The sequence below is a fragment of the Oceanobacillus jeddahensis genome, from assembly GCF_000750635.1.
Lineage (GTDB): Bacteria > Bacillota > Bacilli > Bacillales > Amphibacillaceae > Oceanobacillus > Oceanobacillus jeddahense.
The window spans coordinates 730508-745867 of record NZ_CCDM010000001.1 but is presented as its reverse complement, the minus strand read 5'-3'; the positions used below and the strand labels follow the sequence as shown (position 1 = coordinate 745867).

The 15360-nt window shown below is 41.4% G+C and carries 10 protein-coding genes and 1 riboswitch; all 10 genes read right to left on the bottom strand.

The window, feature by feature from the left end; translation table 11 throughout:
- Positions 1 to 1026, bottom strand: a complete 1026-nt coding sequence (locus BN986_RS03365) for a FecCD family ABC transporter permease (protein ID WP_244444929.1) — start codon at positions 1024 to 1026, stop codon at positions 1 to 3.
- Positions 1016 to 2017 (bottom strand): ABC transporter substrate-binding protein, encoded by a 1002-nt coding sequence (locus tag BN986_RS03360; RefSeq protein WP_040978221.1) that lies wholly within the window; start codon positions 2015 to 2017, stop codon positions 1016 to 1018. The genes BN986_RS03365 and BN986_RS03360 overlap by 11 nt, the downstream gene beginning before the upstream one ends.
- Before the next feature lie 258 nt (positions 2018 to 2275).
- Positions 2276 to 2454, bottom strand: a riboswitch (cobalamin riboswitch).
- Between the two features lie 283 nt (positions 2455 to 2737).
- Positions 2738 to 3244, bottom strand: coding sequence for a DNA-directed RNA polymerase subunit delta (gene rpoE / locus BN986_RS03355; RefSeq protein ID WP_316244916.1), 507 nt, complete (start codon positions 3242 to 3244; stop codon positions 2738 to 2740).
- Between the two features lie 1035 nt (positions 3245 to 4279).
- The gene (icmF, locus tag BN986_RS03345; protein ID WP_040978218.1) at positions 4280 to 7516 is read right to left on the bottom strand and encodes a fused isobutyryl-CoA mutase/GTPase IcmF; all 3237 of its coding nucleotides are present in this window, start codon (positions 7514 to 7516) and stop codon (positions 4280 to 4282) included.
- Positions 7517 to 7573: 57 nt separating this feature from the next.
- Positions 7574 to 8179, bottom strand: coding sequence for a TetR/AcrR family transcriptional regulator (locus tag BN986_RS03340; protein WP_040978217.1), 606 nt, complete (start codon positions 8177 to 8179; stop codon positions 7574 to 7576).
- 59 nt (positions 8180 to 8238) lie between these two features.
- Complete coding sequence (locus BN986_RS03335) at positions 8239 to 9378, bottom strand: acyl-CoA dehydrogenase (RefSeq protein WP_040978216.1); 1140 nt, start codon at positions 9376 to 9378, stop codon at positions 8239 to 8241.
- Positions 9379 to 9380: 2 nt separating this feature from the next.
- On the bottom strand, positions 9381 to 10520 hold the full coding sequence (locus BN986_RS03330) for an acyl-CoA dehydrogenase (protein WP_040978215.1): 1140 nt from the start codon (positions 10518 to 10520) through the stop codon (positions 9381 to 9383).
- 29 nt (positions 10521 to 10549) lie between these two features.
- Complete coding sequence (locus BN986_RS03325) at positions 10550 to 11407, bottom strand: 3-hydroxyacyl-CoA dehydrogenase family protein (RefSeq protein WP_040978214.1); 858 nt, start codon at positions 11405 to 11407, stop codon at positions 10550 to 10552.
- 32 nt (positions 11408 to 11439) lie between these two features.
- A complete protein-coding gene (locus tag BN986_RS03320; protein ID WP_040978213.1) occupies positions 11440 to 12633 on the bottom strand; it encodes an acetyl-CoA C-acetyltransferase in 1194 nt (397 codons plus the stop codon).
- Between the two features lie 85 nt (positions 12634 to 12718).
- Positions 12719 to 14827 carry a (Fe-S)-binding protein gene (locus BN986_RS03315; RefSeq protein WP_040978211.1) on the bottom strand — a complete coding sequence of 703 codons (2109 nt, stop codon included), beginning with the start codon at positions 14825 to 14827 and terminating at the stop codon, positions 12719 to 12721.
- Positions 14828 to 15360: the final 533 nt, after the last annotated feature.

The following is a 15360-nucleotide window of genomic DNA, read 5'->3' as shown; positions in this document are numbered from 1 at the left end:
TTACCTTCCTTTTCTCTGTTTAATTAAAATCATCGCAAACACAGGAGCGCCCACCAGTGCTGTAATCACTCCTACAGGCAGAACCTGCGGGGAGATAATGGTGCGGGATAATAAATCTGTCAGGATAAGGAAGCCTGCTCCCGTAATCATGGACAATGGCAGAAGGTGTATATGATCCGGTCCCCAAAGTTTTCTCGTTAAATGGGGGATAACTAGGCCGACAAAACCAATCGTACCGGAAACAGCTACTGCTGCCCCTGTTAAAATCGATCCTGAAGCCAAGATAAGCATTTTCCGTTTCCCTACGTCTACTCCTAAATGCTGTGCACGATCTTCTCCAAGTGACATCGCATTTAATTCTCGTGTATTTATTAGCAATAATAAACCACCTAACAGCAAAAATGGTAAAATGATGCCAACATATCTCCAGCCGCGCATGGATACACTCCCTAAGAGCCAGCCCATAATTTGCTGTAATTCTTCGCCGGTTAAAGCAATAATTAAAGAAATGATTGACCCCAAAAAGGCGCTGAAAATAATTCCTGTAAGAATAATAGACTCCACACGCATTGTTTTATCAATCTTTTTTGCAAAAAAGAGAACAATCATAATCGTCGCTAAGGCTGCAAGAATACTTATAAATGGCAACGTATACATTCCTAAAAAAGGGATAGAGATATTAAAAAATAAAGTGGATACTGCACCGACAGATGCACCCGAGGATACACCGAGAATATACGGATCCGCTAAAGGGTTTCGCAATAAACCTTGGAAGGCCGCTCCAGCAATCGCAAGAGAGGCCCCCACAAGACCTGCCAGAATAACGCGCGGCAGGCGAATATCATATACAATACTGATGTACATCGAATCAACTTTATCCCCGATAGGCAAATGAAACACTTCTGATCCGATAATTTTAATGATTTCAGGTATCGGGACAGCTACACTGCCAACCGAGATTGCAATCAGCATTGCACTGATTAAAAACGCTATCGAAAGCGCATATTTCAATAAGTTACTCTTCATCAAAAAGCTCCGGATAGACTGCTTCTGCAATTTCTTCAGCACCATCAATAAGGCGTGGCCCCGGGCGGGATACAGTATCCGAATCTACATCATAAATTCTCTCATTTGCAACCGCATCTACATCCGCAAATCCATCTCTTGAAGTCACTTCACCAATCGGATCATCTACATAAGAACCATAGGTTGAAATAATAACTTCCGGATTCAATTCTATAATAGCTTCAACATCCATCTCCACCCATCCTTCTTGATCCCCAGCTGCATTATCTGCGTTTATGATCTGCAATAACTCATCAAGGAATGTATTCTGACCAGCCGTAAAGATCTCTGGTGACGGAGAGATCTCAAAGAAGACGGATTGACGATCTTCTTCTGCTACCTCTGAAGTCATTTCTTCTAATTCCGCAAAGTCAGCCTGCATGTCTGAAACTAATTGTTCTGCTTCATCTTCTGCGCCTACAACTTGTCCAATATCTTCAATTGTTTCATACGTTGTATCCACGTTTGTTGCATCCGCAACGGTAAATACATCCACATCTGCATCTGCTAATTGCTCAAATGCTTCCTGTGCTGAAGCAACCAGGGATTCATGTGCTAACACAACATCCGGATCCAAGCCAATAATTGCTTCTACATTAAATTCCATGCCGCCAACCGAATCGATATCGGAAACTTCTTCCGGATAGGTATCATTATCGGTAACACCAACAACCTTATCTCCTTGATCTAAAGCAAATGTAATTTCTGTGTTGCTCGGCATTAATGAAACAATGCGCTCCGGTTCCTCCTCTAGCGTAACTTCATTATCTGTTGCGTCTGTTATGGTTAACGGATAGGCGGAATCATCTCCATTTTCTTCCTCTGAAGCTGATTCTTCATTTGCTGTCTCATCGTTTGATGCATCATCATCTGCATTGTCATTACTATCACTGCATCCAATTAAAAAGCCTGCTAACAGTGCTAATAATAGTACGTGTAATAATTTTTTCACTTTGTTTTCCCCCTTGATTTTAATAGGTTTTACATGCCCAGCCAATGCATATCATAGAGGACGCACAAGTGAAATGGTTTTCATTTAATACGCGTACGTTACTGAATTTCCCGGAAATCAAATAGTTTTAACAGGCAGTTTTTCCATGACACATACCTGGTCCTGCAAGCTAAAAAACTATTAAAAAACATCTCCACGGCAAATGAAGATGTCAGAAAGATTCAGAAATACTGCTTCACCTTACTATCCTCGTAGATTGGCTTGAGATAAAAATAGGCAGGTATCCTGGCTCATGGTCATCACTTACAGATCCTTCCCATACATGTTTGTACAGTGGCTAGCTCTGCTCGCTCGCAATTACAGTGGCGGGACCGCGTTGGATTTACACCAACTTCCCTTTATGATTTTAAGAAATCACCTATTTTTATTTTATGTAATTGTTTCTAATTCTATTTTACAACGTTTTATCCTGAAAGACTATAAGAACAACTTAGAGTTAAAAAAAAGTTCATTTTACGACATTAGAGCATAAGCATCATTAATAATTTTGTCACAAATAGGAAGCTTTTTTCATCAATCTATTTTCAGCAACGAATTTCGTTGAATCTTATCCTTTCCTTTTGTGAAAAAAAGCTGGAACAAGTTGAGATTTCTTTCCTTGTTCCAGCTTTTTAAGTTTACAGATTTTGCTGCAGCTTCATTCGCTGTATATGCAATTAATTAGCGATCGTCCTCTTCATCATAATCTAATTCGTCCAGATCATCTTTACCGATCACATCGTCTACTTCATCTTCAATTTCTTCTAAGTCTGTATCTTCTACATCCTCGAAGTCATCCAGCATATCATCAATTTCTTCATCTGTTACATCTAAATCCTCATTGATATCTTCTGTTTCTTCCACAACGGCTGCTTTCTTCTTTTTCTTACGTTTTTTCGGTTCATCTGTAATTTCTTCTTCCGCTTGTTCTACCGGATACCAGCTCTTTAATCCCCACATGCCCGAGCCTAATGTTAAATAGCGTCCATCAACATTCATATCTGTGTAAAATTGCGCAATCAAATTTTCTTTCTTTTCTTCTGAGAAATTCTTTAAATCTGCTATTTTTGAAAACAAATCCTGGAAAGAAATTGCTTTATTTTCTTCCTTTAGAATGATGGAACCTAATTCAATCATGGATAAATCATCGATTTGCTCTTGGGTCATTTCTTTCAAGCTCACGTTCATGCACTCCTTTTAAAAATATAATCATACCTATCTATACTACAAGTGATTATTATATATATTATTGCGTCACAATAAACCTATTTTACATTATAAACATATTTGAATGCAATTATCCACTAAAAGTTTGTAGTATATAAGCTGGATGAACGTGTATGATTTAAAATTTTAGAGAAGCTGAATACAACCATGCTGAAAATCTGCTTTTTTCGCTTACATTGTGCCTTATTATACCTTTAAAGGAATGTGAGCATGAATTTCATTATTTATTAGTTATTACTCCACTTTTGGGCCTTAAATAGAAACTTCATTTTCATAGAAACAGGAGTAGATTGTTCCTTTGATAATTCCCAGGACAAAGAATAGCAGATGGAGTGTATGACTCCGCTGCGGCGGACCGTTTTGCTTTCCTAGGGGCACGCTCTTCAGCTAACTTTTGCCAAGAAGATCGCTTGGCAAAAGTGGATCTTCAGATGGTGCTGATCCCTCAGGAGTCAAAACGGTCCGCCTCCGCTAGTAAGGTGTTCTATACGTGGAATAGCTGAGCAAATAAAAGGTAGATCAGATGGAACATAGCTATCATGATTCATGGTAAAATGTTCCACCAAGATTACTTTCGGTGTATAAAAGCTATTCCTGATGTTAACTATCCATACTGTCATGGTTCGAACTGCTAAACCAACCATTTAAAATACTGGAATAATCGTGTTATCAAACGAAAGAGCCACTATTTCGTTCAACCAAACAGGATGTTATTTCTTTCATCCGCTGTAAAATCCCATCAGAGCGGAGGCCAACCACGGAGACTCCTATGGGAACAGGGCGAGCTGAAGATCCACTTGAAAAGCGGTTTTCTTTTCAAGTTAGCTGAAGCCGTCCCCATGGAAAGCGGAGTGGTTGGCCGGAGCGGAATTATGCACAATTATCAATTCAAAAATGGTCAGATATTTAACTAAAAAGTAAGCATGGTAATGAAGAACATGTTCACCTGAAATAGCAAGGTATTTGTGCTTATTATTAGGTGCGTAAGTTGAGTTATTACATATTCCGTCTGTATTGTCCGCCAACTTCATAGAGTGCTTTGGTGATTTCTCCGAGGCTTGCGTAACGGACAGTGTGTAATAGTTCTGCGAAAATATTTCCATCTGTTACTGCTGTTTGTTTTAATCGTTTTAGCGCTTCGTCTACACCCTCTTTATGTTCCGATTGAAAACGGCGCAGTTCGTGGATTTGATGCATTTTCTCCTCTTCTGTTGCCCGTGCTAACTCCATGGAATCAATGTCATCCTCGGATGGCGGATTGGGGTTTAAATACGTGTTCACACCAACAATTGGCAAATCACCAGAATGCTTTTTACCTTCATAATAAAGAGATTCCTCTTGTATTTTTCCGCGCTGGTATTGACGCTCCATCGCTCCAAGCACACCGCCGCGATCATTCATCTGTTCAAATTCCTGTAGAACCGCTTCCTGTACGAGGTCTGTTAATTCTTCAATAATAAAAGCCCCTTGCAAGGAATTTTCATTTTTGGTTAATCCAAACTCTTTATTAATAATCATTTGAATTGCCATTGCCCGGCGGACAGATTCTTCTGTCGGTGTCGTAATTGCTTCATCATAAGCATTTGTGTGCAATGAATTGGTATTGTCCTGGATTGCCAATAACGCCTGCAATGTGGTACGTATATCATTGAAATCAATCTCCTGTGCGTGCAAGGATCGTCCAGACGTTTGCACATGGTACTTCAGCTTTTGACTGCGTTCATTACCACCGTACTTTTCCTTCATCGTAATGGCCCATATTCTTCTCGCCACCCGGCCGATCACGGTATATTCCGGATCTAACCCATTTGAGAAGAAGAAGGACAGGTTTGGTGCAAATTTATCAATATCCATTCCGCGGCTCAAATAATATTCCACATAAGTAAACCCATTTGCTAAGGTGAATGCAAGCTGTGTAATCGGGTTCGCTCCTGCTTCCGCAATATGATAACCAGATATCGATACAGAATAATAATTACGTACATTATTATCTATAAAATATGCTTGAATATCTCCCATCATCCGCAGGGCAAATTCGGTAGAAAAAATACAGGTATTTTGGCCCTGGTCTTCTTTTAAAATATCCGCCTGCACGGTCCCCCTAATGACAGTTATCGTATCTGCCTGAATCTGACTGAATTCTTCACTTGTCGGCAGTCGTCCATTTTCTTCTGCGAATCGATCTGCCTGCTGGTCAATAGCGGTATTAAAATACATCGCTAAAATAATTGGAGCTGGTCCATTAATCGTCATAGAAACCGATGTTAACGGATTGATTAAATCAAAACCACTATACAGCTTTTTCATATCATCCAGTGTACAAATGTTTACACCGCTATTTCCTACTTTCCCATAAATATCCGGACGTTCAGCAGGATCTTCTCCATATAAAGTTACTGAATCAAACGCTGTAGAAAGTCGTTTTGCTTCTTCTCCTTTTGATAGATAATGAAAGCGGCGGTTAGTCCGCTCCGGCGTGCCTTCTCCGGCAAATTGTCTGGTCGGATCTTCTCCTTTTCGTTTGAACGGGAACACACCGGCTGTATAAGGGAAAGAGCCTGGGACATTTTCCCGCATTAACCAATAGAGACGATCTCCCCAATCATGATACTTCGGCAATACTACTTTAGGAATCTTTAAACCGGATAGAGATTCTGTCGTTAAATCCATCGTAATCTCTTTGTCTCTTACTTTAAACGTAAATGTGTCACCAAGATAGCTTTCTTTAAGCTGCTCCCAGTTATCCAATAACGATCTGGCGTACCCGTCCAGCTGTTGTTCATAGGTTGTAATCACCTGCTCCAACGAATCTGCAGCCTCTTCACCTACTTCCTCCTTTGCTCCTTTTAACTGATAGAGCTTCGAAGCAACTTCCCGCTGCTTTCCAGCACGCTTATCATAATTCCGAACATAGGAAGCAATCTCCCGCAAATAATGTCTGCGCTCATTTGTAATGATTTGATTTTTCTTTTCTGAAATAACATGGCGTTTAAACGGAATCTCTGCTTCCCATTGAAAATCTGCATTTATCCGGTCAATCAGCGAAGCAAATAAAGCGTTCGTTCCTTCATCATTGAATTGGCTCGCTATCGTACCGAAGACAGGAAATTTGCTTTTATCTTCATGGAACAGCATATGGCTACGTTCATATTGTTTCCGGACTTGATTCAGTGCATCATCTGACCCTTTTTGTTCAAATTTATTAATAACAATAAAATCTGCAAAATCTATCATATCTATTTTCTCTAATTGCGTCGGTGCCCCGAACTCAGCCGTCATGACATACATCGATAAGTCTGTTATATCTGTAATTGCCGCATCTCCCTGCCCGATTCCGCTTGTCTCGATAATAATCAGATCATAGTCCGATGCACGCACGACTTCGATGGCATCCTGAATAGAGTCAGAAAGCTCTGTTCCCGAATTTCTGGTAGCAAGGGAACGCATATACACCCGCTCAGAAAAAATAGCATTCATACGAATACGATCTCCAAGTAGAGCCCCTCCTGTTTTGCGTTTGGATGGATCGATAGATAGTATGGCCACTTTCCGCTCCGGAATTTCATTTAAAAACCGGCGAATGAGTTCATCGGTCAACGAACTTTTCCCTGCCCCGCCTGTTCCTGTAATTCCAAGGACTGGCGTTTTTTGTTTTTGTTTTTGTTGTTCGGAAAGCTTATCTAAAACCTGTTTTTTTGTATCTTTATCTCCATTCTCCATTAGCGTGATGAATTTACCGATTGCTAACCGGTTTCCTTCTCTTAATCGCGCCAAATCTTTTTCTATGTCTATCGGTGGAAGAAAATCACATTTTTCCAGCATACGGTCGATCATCCCTTGCAAACCGTACTTCCGGCCATCTTCCGGAGAAAACAACCAAGCTACTCCATAGTCATGGAGTTCTTTAATTTCACGAGGAAGAATCGTGCCTCCTCCCCCACCCAATACTTGAATATGTGCTGCGTCCAGTTCTTTTAACAGGTCGATCATATATTTAAAATATTCGACATGCCCTCCCTGGTAAGATGAGATAGCAATTCCCTGCGCATCCTCTTGAATGGCAGCATAAACCACTTCTTCCACGGAACGGTTATGTCCGAGGTGAATTACCTCCGCACCACTCGCCTGCAGAATACGCCGCATAATATTTATAGAAGCATCATGCCCGTCAAACAGGCTGGATGCAGTTACAAAACGAATAGGATACTTTGGCGAATAACGATCTTCTGCCATTTTTCATCCTCCTTTTAATTAACCTTCCAATGAACACAATCATTGATTTTCCACATATTACAGCCAACAATCCACTTGTTTCATTTGCAGTTCTACATACTCATCAATCGTAAATTCTTTTTGAATCAGCCAGCGGCGGAAGCACCACATATGCCCGCTAACAACGATATTATTTGCCAGGAAATAAATTTCTTTTGCACTTAGCCTTTCTTTTAAACAAACGCTCAATAACTCCTCCATCATCCCGACAATCTTATGTTCCTGCTCCAAAACAAATTTACGTTTTTCTTTATTTAATGATTTTGTTTCTTGATATAGCATTAAAATTTCATGCTGGATCGTATCCATAAAATAAAGGTATTGTCTTATTGCCTGACGCAAACTTTCCGCCGTCGGGTTATCTACCGCAATCGTTTCTGCTAACTGATCACGCACTTGATCATGCACAAACTCGCAAACAAGAAAAAGCACATCCTCTTTCGTTCGGATATATTCATATAATGTGCCAATACTGAATCCGGATTCTTTCGCGATTTCTCTTGTTGTTGTACGGTGAAAGCCTTTCTCCTTAAACAGTCTCATGGCGCCTTCAATAATTTGTTTCCTCCGTCGCATCACTAGCTCTTGATCTTTTACAGAAGAGTGAATCTTATCTTCATTCATCCTTCAACCTCCTTTTTTTCACAAGAATAGGAAAGTACAAAAATTTTATTATTTAACGCTTATTTCGTTACCATCCGGCCGATTACAAGCCGCTGGATTTCATTCGTACCCTCGTAAATTTGCGTGATTTTCGCATCCCGCATATAGCGTTCTACCGGATAGTCTTTTGTATATCCATAGCCGCCAAAGATTTGAACAGCTTCTACGGTAATGCGCATTGCTGCGTCACCTGCGAATAATTTGGACATCGCGGATGCTTTTCCATACGGTTTTCCCACTGATTCCAGCCATGCTGCCTGATAGGTTAATAGACGGGCAGCCTCAATCTCTGTTGCCATGTCCGCCAGTTTAAAAGAGATGCCCTGATTCGCTGCGATCGGCTTGCCAAACTGTTCTCTTTCCTTGGCATAAGCTGCTGCAGCATCCAGTGCGCCCTGCGCGATCCCTAAAGCCTGGGCGGCAATTCCATTCCTGCCTCCGTCCAGGGTTGTCATGGCAATTTTGAAGCCGTCCCCTTCTTCCCCCAGCACATTTTCAGCTGGAATTCTACAATTTTCAAAGATTAATTCTGTCGTTGGAGAAGAACGAATACCAAGCTTCTTTTCTTTTTTGCCAAATGTGAACCCATCTGTCCCTTTTTCAACGATAAATGCAGTGATGCCTTTATGCTTTTGGTCTGCATCTGTTTTCGCAAATACGATATAAATATCAGCCACACCGCCATTGGTAATCCACACTTTGCTGCCATTCAATATATAATCCGCGCCATCTTTTTTAGCAGTTGTTTTCATAGAAACAACATCACTGCCTGCACCCGGCTCAGATAAGGCATAAGCTCCTAATGCTTCTCCCGTTGCAAGACGCTGCAGAAAGTTTTGTTTTTGCGCTTCATTTCCATATTTAAAAATCGGCCAGCTTGCCAATGATAGATGTGCAGAAAGGGTAACTCCTGTGGAGGCACAAACACGTGATAATTCCTCTACTGCTATACAATAGCTCACATAATCCGAGCCTATCCCGCCATACTCTTCCGGCCATGGAATACCTGTTAATCCCAGCTCTGCCATCTGGTCAAAAATAGATCGATCAAAGCGTTCTTCTTCATCTCTTTCTGCTGCTGTCGGCTCTACTTCATTTTCTGCAAAATCCCGGACCATTTTCCGCAGCATTTCTTGTTCTTCCGTTAATTGAAAATCCATTTCTATCTCTCCTTCAAAAGCTCTTTAGATATCACGATATGCTGTATCTCATTCGTTCCTTCATAGATTTCCGTCACCTTTGCATCACGAAACAGCCTTTCTACAGGATAGTCCTCGGTATAGCCATAACCGCCATAGATCTGGACTGCCTCAATCGCGTTTTGCATCGCTGTTTTGGTCGCTGTCAGCTTTGCCATCGACGTTTCCTTGATACAAGATTGATTCATTTCAATCCGTTTCGCTGCCTGATAGGTTAATAGTTTTGCTGCCTCTACATTCGTTGCCATTTCCGCAAGCTTAAAAGAGACCCCCTGATTTACTGCAATCAGCTTGCCGAATTGTTCTCTTTCTTTCGCATAAGCAACCGCATAGTCTAAGGCTGCTTCTGCAATCCCCAACCCTTGAGCAGCAATCCCAATTCTGCCAATATTTAAGTTAGCCATCGCAATTTTAAAGCCTTGCCCTTCTTCACCAAGCAGGTTTTCCTTGGGAATCCGGCATTGTTCAAAGGTGATTTCTACCGTGCTCGATCCCTTTAACCCCATCTTCTTTTCATTTTTTCCAATCACCAAACCCGGACTATCTTTTTCAACAATAAATGCGCTAATTCCATCTTTATCTTCACTTGTTCTGGCAAATGTAATAAAGGTATCTGCATATTCTCCATTGGTAATAAATACTTTTGATCCATTCAGTACATACATATCATCAATCTGCTTGGCAGTTGTTTTTAAGCCGCTTGCATCAGAACCTGAATTCGCTTCTGTTAAAGCAAACGCACCTAAATATTCTCCAGAAGCAAGCTTCGGAACATACTTCTTTTTTTGTTCCTCCGTGCCAAAATAAAGAATGGGATTCGTACCGACAGAGGTGTGTACCGATAAAATAACTCCGATAGTTGCACTGACCTTTGACAATTCATGAATGACCCGAATGTAAGAGCTAAAGTCCATCCCGGCTCCCCCGTATTCCTCTGGTATGGGAATTCCCATTAAACCGAGCTCCCCCATTTTCTTGATAATTTCTTTGGGAAAACGGTCTTGTTCTTCCATTCGTTCTATTTCTTTTGCAATTTCATCTTGAGCAAAATCCTGAACCATTTTCACTAACATTTTTTGCTCTTCTGTTTGTGTAACAATCAATATGCATACCCCTTTCCACGTTTCCTCTTTTAGTCACTATACGTGTAAAAACCTCTTCCTGCCTTCTTCCCCAATCTTCCTGCCTGCACATACTGTCTTAGGAGCGGACATGGACGATATTTACTGTCTCCGAAGCCTTCATGAAGAATTTCCATAATCGATAAACACGTGTCGAGACCAATAAAATCAGCAAGCTGAAGCGGACCCATCGGATGATTCATCCCCAGCTTCATCACCTGGTCTACATCTTCTATACTCGCAATTCCTTCAAAGACGGTATAAACTGCTTCGTTAATCATCGGCATTAATATCCGGTTGGAAACAAATCCCGGAAAATCTTTTACTTCGACATCCTGTTTGCCCAATGCTTCTGTAAGTTCCTGCACAGTTTGACAGGTATCTTCACTTGTTTCCAAACCCCGAATAATTTCCACCAGCTTCATAACAGGAACAGGATTCATAAAATGCATACCGATAAATTGTTCCGCTCTGCCCGTAACAGCTGCAGTTTCTGTAATTGGCAAAGACGATGTATTTGTTGCAAAAATAGTATGCGCTGGTGCAAGCTCATCCAATTTGCGAAATACTTCCTTTTTCACTTCCAGCTTCTCCACTACGGCTTCAATGATAAAATCTGCTGTGATCGGATCAGCTTCCAGATCAACGACAAGCTGCAGGCGATTTAATGCTTTTTCCTTTGTATCCGCTTCCATTTTTCCTTTTGCAATATCTTTCTCGAACACCTTCTCAATATACTGTTTCCCTCTTCTTAACGCTTCAATATCCGCGTCATACAATTTTACTTCATAGCCGGAACGGGCAAAAACGAGTGCAATACCTGCACCCATTTGTCCCGCTCCAATTACCATTATTTCTTTTACAGTCATAATCATACGCTCCTTTTTGAGGATATATTAACTTATGCTTCGTTTGCAGGTACTTCAATCAAAACAGCGTCTCCTTGACCACCGCCGCTGCAAATCGCTGCAATACCTTTGCCTCCGCCCCGGCGTTTTAATTCATGAATTAATGTTAAGATAATCCGGTTACCGCTTGCACCGATTGGATGTCCTAGTGCCACTGCGCCTCCATTGACATTTATTTTTTCCTCATCAATATCTGCAATTTGTCCGCTTGCCAGTGCTACTACTGCAAATGCTTCATTGATTTCATAAAGATCGATTTCATCCTTGGACACACCTGTTTTTTCTAACAGACGATTAATCACCAGACCCGGCGTCTGTGGAAAATCTTTTGCTTCCACCGCTACTTCCGCATGGCCCAAAATCGTTGCCAATGGTGTTTTATTTAATTCTTTCGCTCTTTCATCAGACATGACTACAACTGCACTTGCTCCATCGTTCACACCTGGTGCGTTCCCTGCTGTAATGGTACCATCCTTATCAAAAGCAGGTCTGAGCGCAGCCAATTTCTCCACTGTCGTTCCTTTTCTTGGTGTTTCATCCTCGCTGACAACAATCGGATCCCCTTTACGTACCGGAATTTCTACAGGAACTATTTCATCCGCAAACTTACCTGATTCGATCGCATCTACCGCCAGCTGCTGACTCCTGGCTGCCCACTCATCTTGACGTTCCCGTGTTACTTCAAAGGAAGCAGCGGTATCATTTCCATAGCTTCCCATGTGATTTCCTGTAAACGTACAGGTAAGACCATCATGAATCATTAAATCCTTTACCGTTTTATCGCCCATGCGATTTCCCCATCTGGCATCAGGCAGGAAATATGGCGCGTTACTCATGCTTTCCATTCCGCCGGCAACGATAATATCTTCTTCCCCTAAGCGAATCAATTGATCAGCTAGCGTCACACTGCGCAACCCGGAGGCACAGACCTTATTAATCGTTTCTGTTTTAACCTCCCAAGGAATGCCTGCTTCTACAGCAGCCTGCCTGGATGGGATTTGACCCTGGCCGCCTTGTAAAACAGTTCCCATAATCACTTCATCCACATCTGCTCCAGAAAGCTCCGCCCGTTCTAACGCTGCTTTCATTGCTTTAGCTCCCAGATTGACTGCGGTTAATGGGGTTAGAGCTCCTCCAAATTTCCCAAAAGGGGTACGTGCCCCGGACACAATAACAGATTTTCTCATATAATAGCCTCCTCTATACTTTGACCGAACGCTCGTTCAATGAACGGCAGAAAGCATAGAGAGGAAATGCCCCCTCTCTATACTCTTATGCGGTTTTTTCTTCATTTTTTTCTAAAACAGATAGCGCCAAAATTTCAGCAACATCCATTGTACCAATATCTTCTTCCACTTCTTTTGCTTTTGTGCCATCGCTCAGCATGGTTAAGCAGTATGGACATGCACTGGAGATCATTGATGGCTGCACTTGCATTGCCTGTTCTGTACGTGCGACATTGATCCGGTTTCCAGTCGTTTCTTCCGTCCACATTAAGCCGCCGCCTGCACCGCAACACATCCCATTCTCACGGCTGCGATCCATTTCCACAAGCTCTAAACCTGGAATAGCCTTTAAAATTTCTCTTGGCGGATCGTAAACACCGTTATACCTTCCCAGATAACAGGAATCGTGATAGGTCAACCGTTCATTGATCGGCTTCTGCGGTTTCAGCTTCCCTGACATGACAAGGTCATAAAGCAGCTGCGTATGATGATATACCTCTGCTTCAAAGCCAAAGTCAGGATATTCATTCTTAAATATATTGTACGCGTGCGGGTCGATCGTGACAATTTTTGTGACGTCATTCTTTGTAAATTGTTTGATATTTTTCTCGGCAATTTCCTGGAATAAAAATTCATTTCCAATCCGTCTGGCTGTGTCGCCGGAATTTGCTTCTGTATTTCCTAAAATCGCAAAGCGGATGCCTGCCTGATTCATTAATTTTGCAAAACTGAGTGCAATTTTCTGACTGCGGCTGTCAAAAGAACCCATGGAGCTGACCCAGAATAAATATTCAAAGTCCTTGTCTTCTTTTTTCAGCTCTTTCACTGTCGGGATATAAGCGGATTCATCTTCTTCACGCCATTTAATCCGATCTTTCTTCGATAACCCCCACGGATTGCCTTGACGTTCGATATTCATAACAGCACGCTGGATTTCAGAATCCATTTTTCCCTCTGTCATGACTAAATATCGGCGCATATCAATAATCGTACCAACATGTTCATTATTGACAGGGCAAGCATCTTCACAATTGCGGCAAGTAGTACATCCAGCCAGCTCTTCTTCCGTAATCACATCACCGATTAAACTCATACTTTGGACGGTTGCAGCTGCTTCGTTGTCCGCAGAAGCCTGATTGCCGGCAGTCCCTGAAAAAGCATAGGAAGGAACCCATGCAGATTTCCCAGTAACCGCTGCGCCTTTTTCGGTTAAATGATCCCGTACCTTGATCATAATATCCATCGGCGAAAGCATTTTTCCTGTTCCGGACGCCGGACAAACATCTGTACAGCGGCCACATTCCACACATGCATAAAAATCAACCATTTGATGTTGCTTAAAGTCTTCTACCTTGCCGACACCAAAAGCGATTTCTTCTTCACTTTCTTCGTCCATCTCTTCTAAATCAAAATCAATTTTTTCTAATTTACCAGGCACTTTTTTCGTCAAAAAGACATTGATCGGTGCAGCAATTAAGTGCGCGTGTTTGGACTGCGGCACATACACTAAGAAAGTAAGCAAGGTTATCGTATGTACCCACCAGGCGATATAGAATAAAACCATTGCTGTATTTGCAGATGCCCAGCCGAATAATCCGCCAAAAATACTGGCAACCGGCTCTGTCCAAGTTAGTTCATGTCCCTGCCAAACAAGAGCCATTCCATTTCCGAACAGTACAGAAATCATCAATGTTCCGATAAAAATAAGAACAAGCCCTGCTTTTAATCCTCTTTTCAAACGGACGAGTTTTTCCATATAACGGCGGTAAAAAGCCCATACCACAGCTACCAGAATCATGAGTGTCACGAGTTCCTGGAAAAAGACAAATCCCGGGTAGAATATGCCAAACGGTAAATGGTTCCCGGGTGACAGCCCTTTGATAAACATATCAATGGCTCCAAATTGAACCAGAATAAAGCCATAAAACATCATCACGTGAATCGTACCGGATTTTTTATCTTTTAACAGCTTGGATTGTCCAAATACGTTTTTGATAATACGCTGGATGCGCAGCTTTATCTCGCCATCAAACTCTGATTTTTTCCCGAGCCTGATATAAGCGACTCTGGTTGCGATGACTTTGGCAAATAAGAATAGTGCATAGCCTGTTACGGCTATAAATGCGATCCAATTAATGATCAGAAATGTATCCAAGATGACTTCCCCCTCTTTCACATTATAATATAAATTGACAGCGTTTTCATATTTATATAAAAAATAATTCTATTTCTACTTTAAAACATGAATGAACATTCAGTCAACCTATTTGGAAAAAATATTGATAATTTTTATTCTTTCTTGATAAACTTTGAGTGGAAGGATGATTAGGTCGATAATTATGCTATAATGAAAACACAATAAATCGGCTTCTTATGAGGGGTTAGGTAGCACTGTAATCTGTCGCTGGTCTTTCGTTGGAGACTTCCAGGGGGAGGAGTGCTGCCGATGGATTTTGAAAGCTCTTTGACGTTAATGATATCCTTTGGGATGTTGATAGCGTTCATTATGGCTGATAAAAACCAAAAAAATAACCCCTCATGATCTTTAGCAGGAGACTGAGGAATTATTTTTCTCTAGTTACCTACCCCTCTTAATGAGGTTCGGTTTATTGATGATCGTTCCATGCAGCTTGCATGGAACGATCTTTTAATAACATACGAGTTTCTAACTATAATATACATTATAAT

Bases quoted from the DNA above. Each gene is read 5' to 3' on its own strand.
- BN986_RS03365 (WP_244444929.1), bottom strand. From the start codon at position 1,026: ATGAAGAGTAACTTATTGAAATATGCGCTTTCGATAGCGTTTTTAATC.
- rpoE (WP_316244916.1), bottom strand. From the start codon at position 3,244: ATGAACGTGAGCTTGAAAGAAATGACCCAAGAGCAAATCGATGATTTA.
- icmF (WP_040978218.1), bottom strand. From the start codon at position 7,516: ATGGCAGAAGATCGTTATTCGCCAAAGTATCCTATTCGTTTTGTAACT.
- BN986_RS03340 (WP_040978217.1), bottom strand. From the start codon at position 8,179: ATGAATGAAGATAAGATTCACTCTTCTGTAAAAGATCAAGAGCTAGTG.
- BN986_RS03335 (WP_040978216.1), bottom strand. From the start codon at position 9,378: ATGGATTTTCAATTAACGGAAGAACAAGAAATGCTGCGGAAAATGGTC.
- BN986_RS03325 (WP_040978214.1), bottom strand. From the start codon at position 11,407: ATGACTGTAAAAGAAATAATGGTAATTGGAGCGGGACAAATGGGTGCA.
- BN986_RS03320 (WP_040978213.1), bottom strand. From the start codon at position 12,633: ATGAGAAAATCTGTTATTGTGTCCGGGGCACGTACCCCTTTTGGGAAA.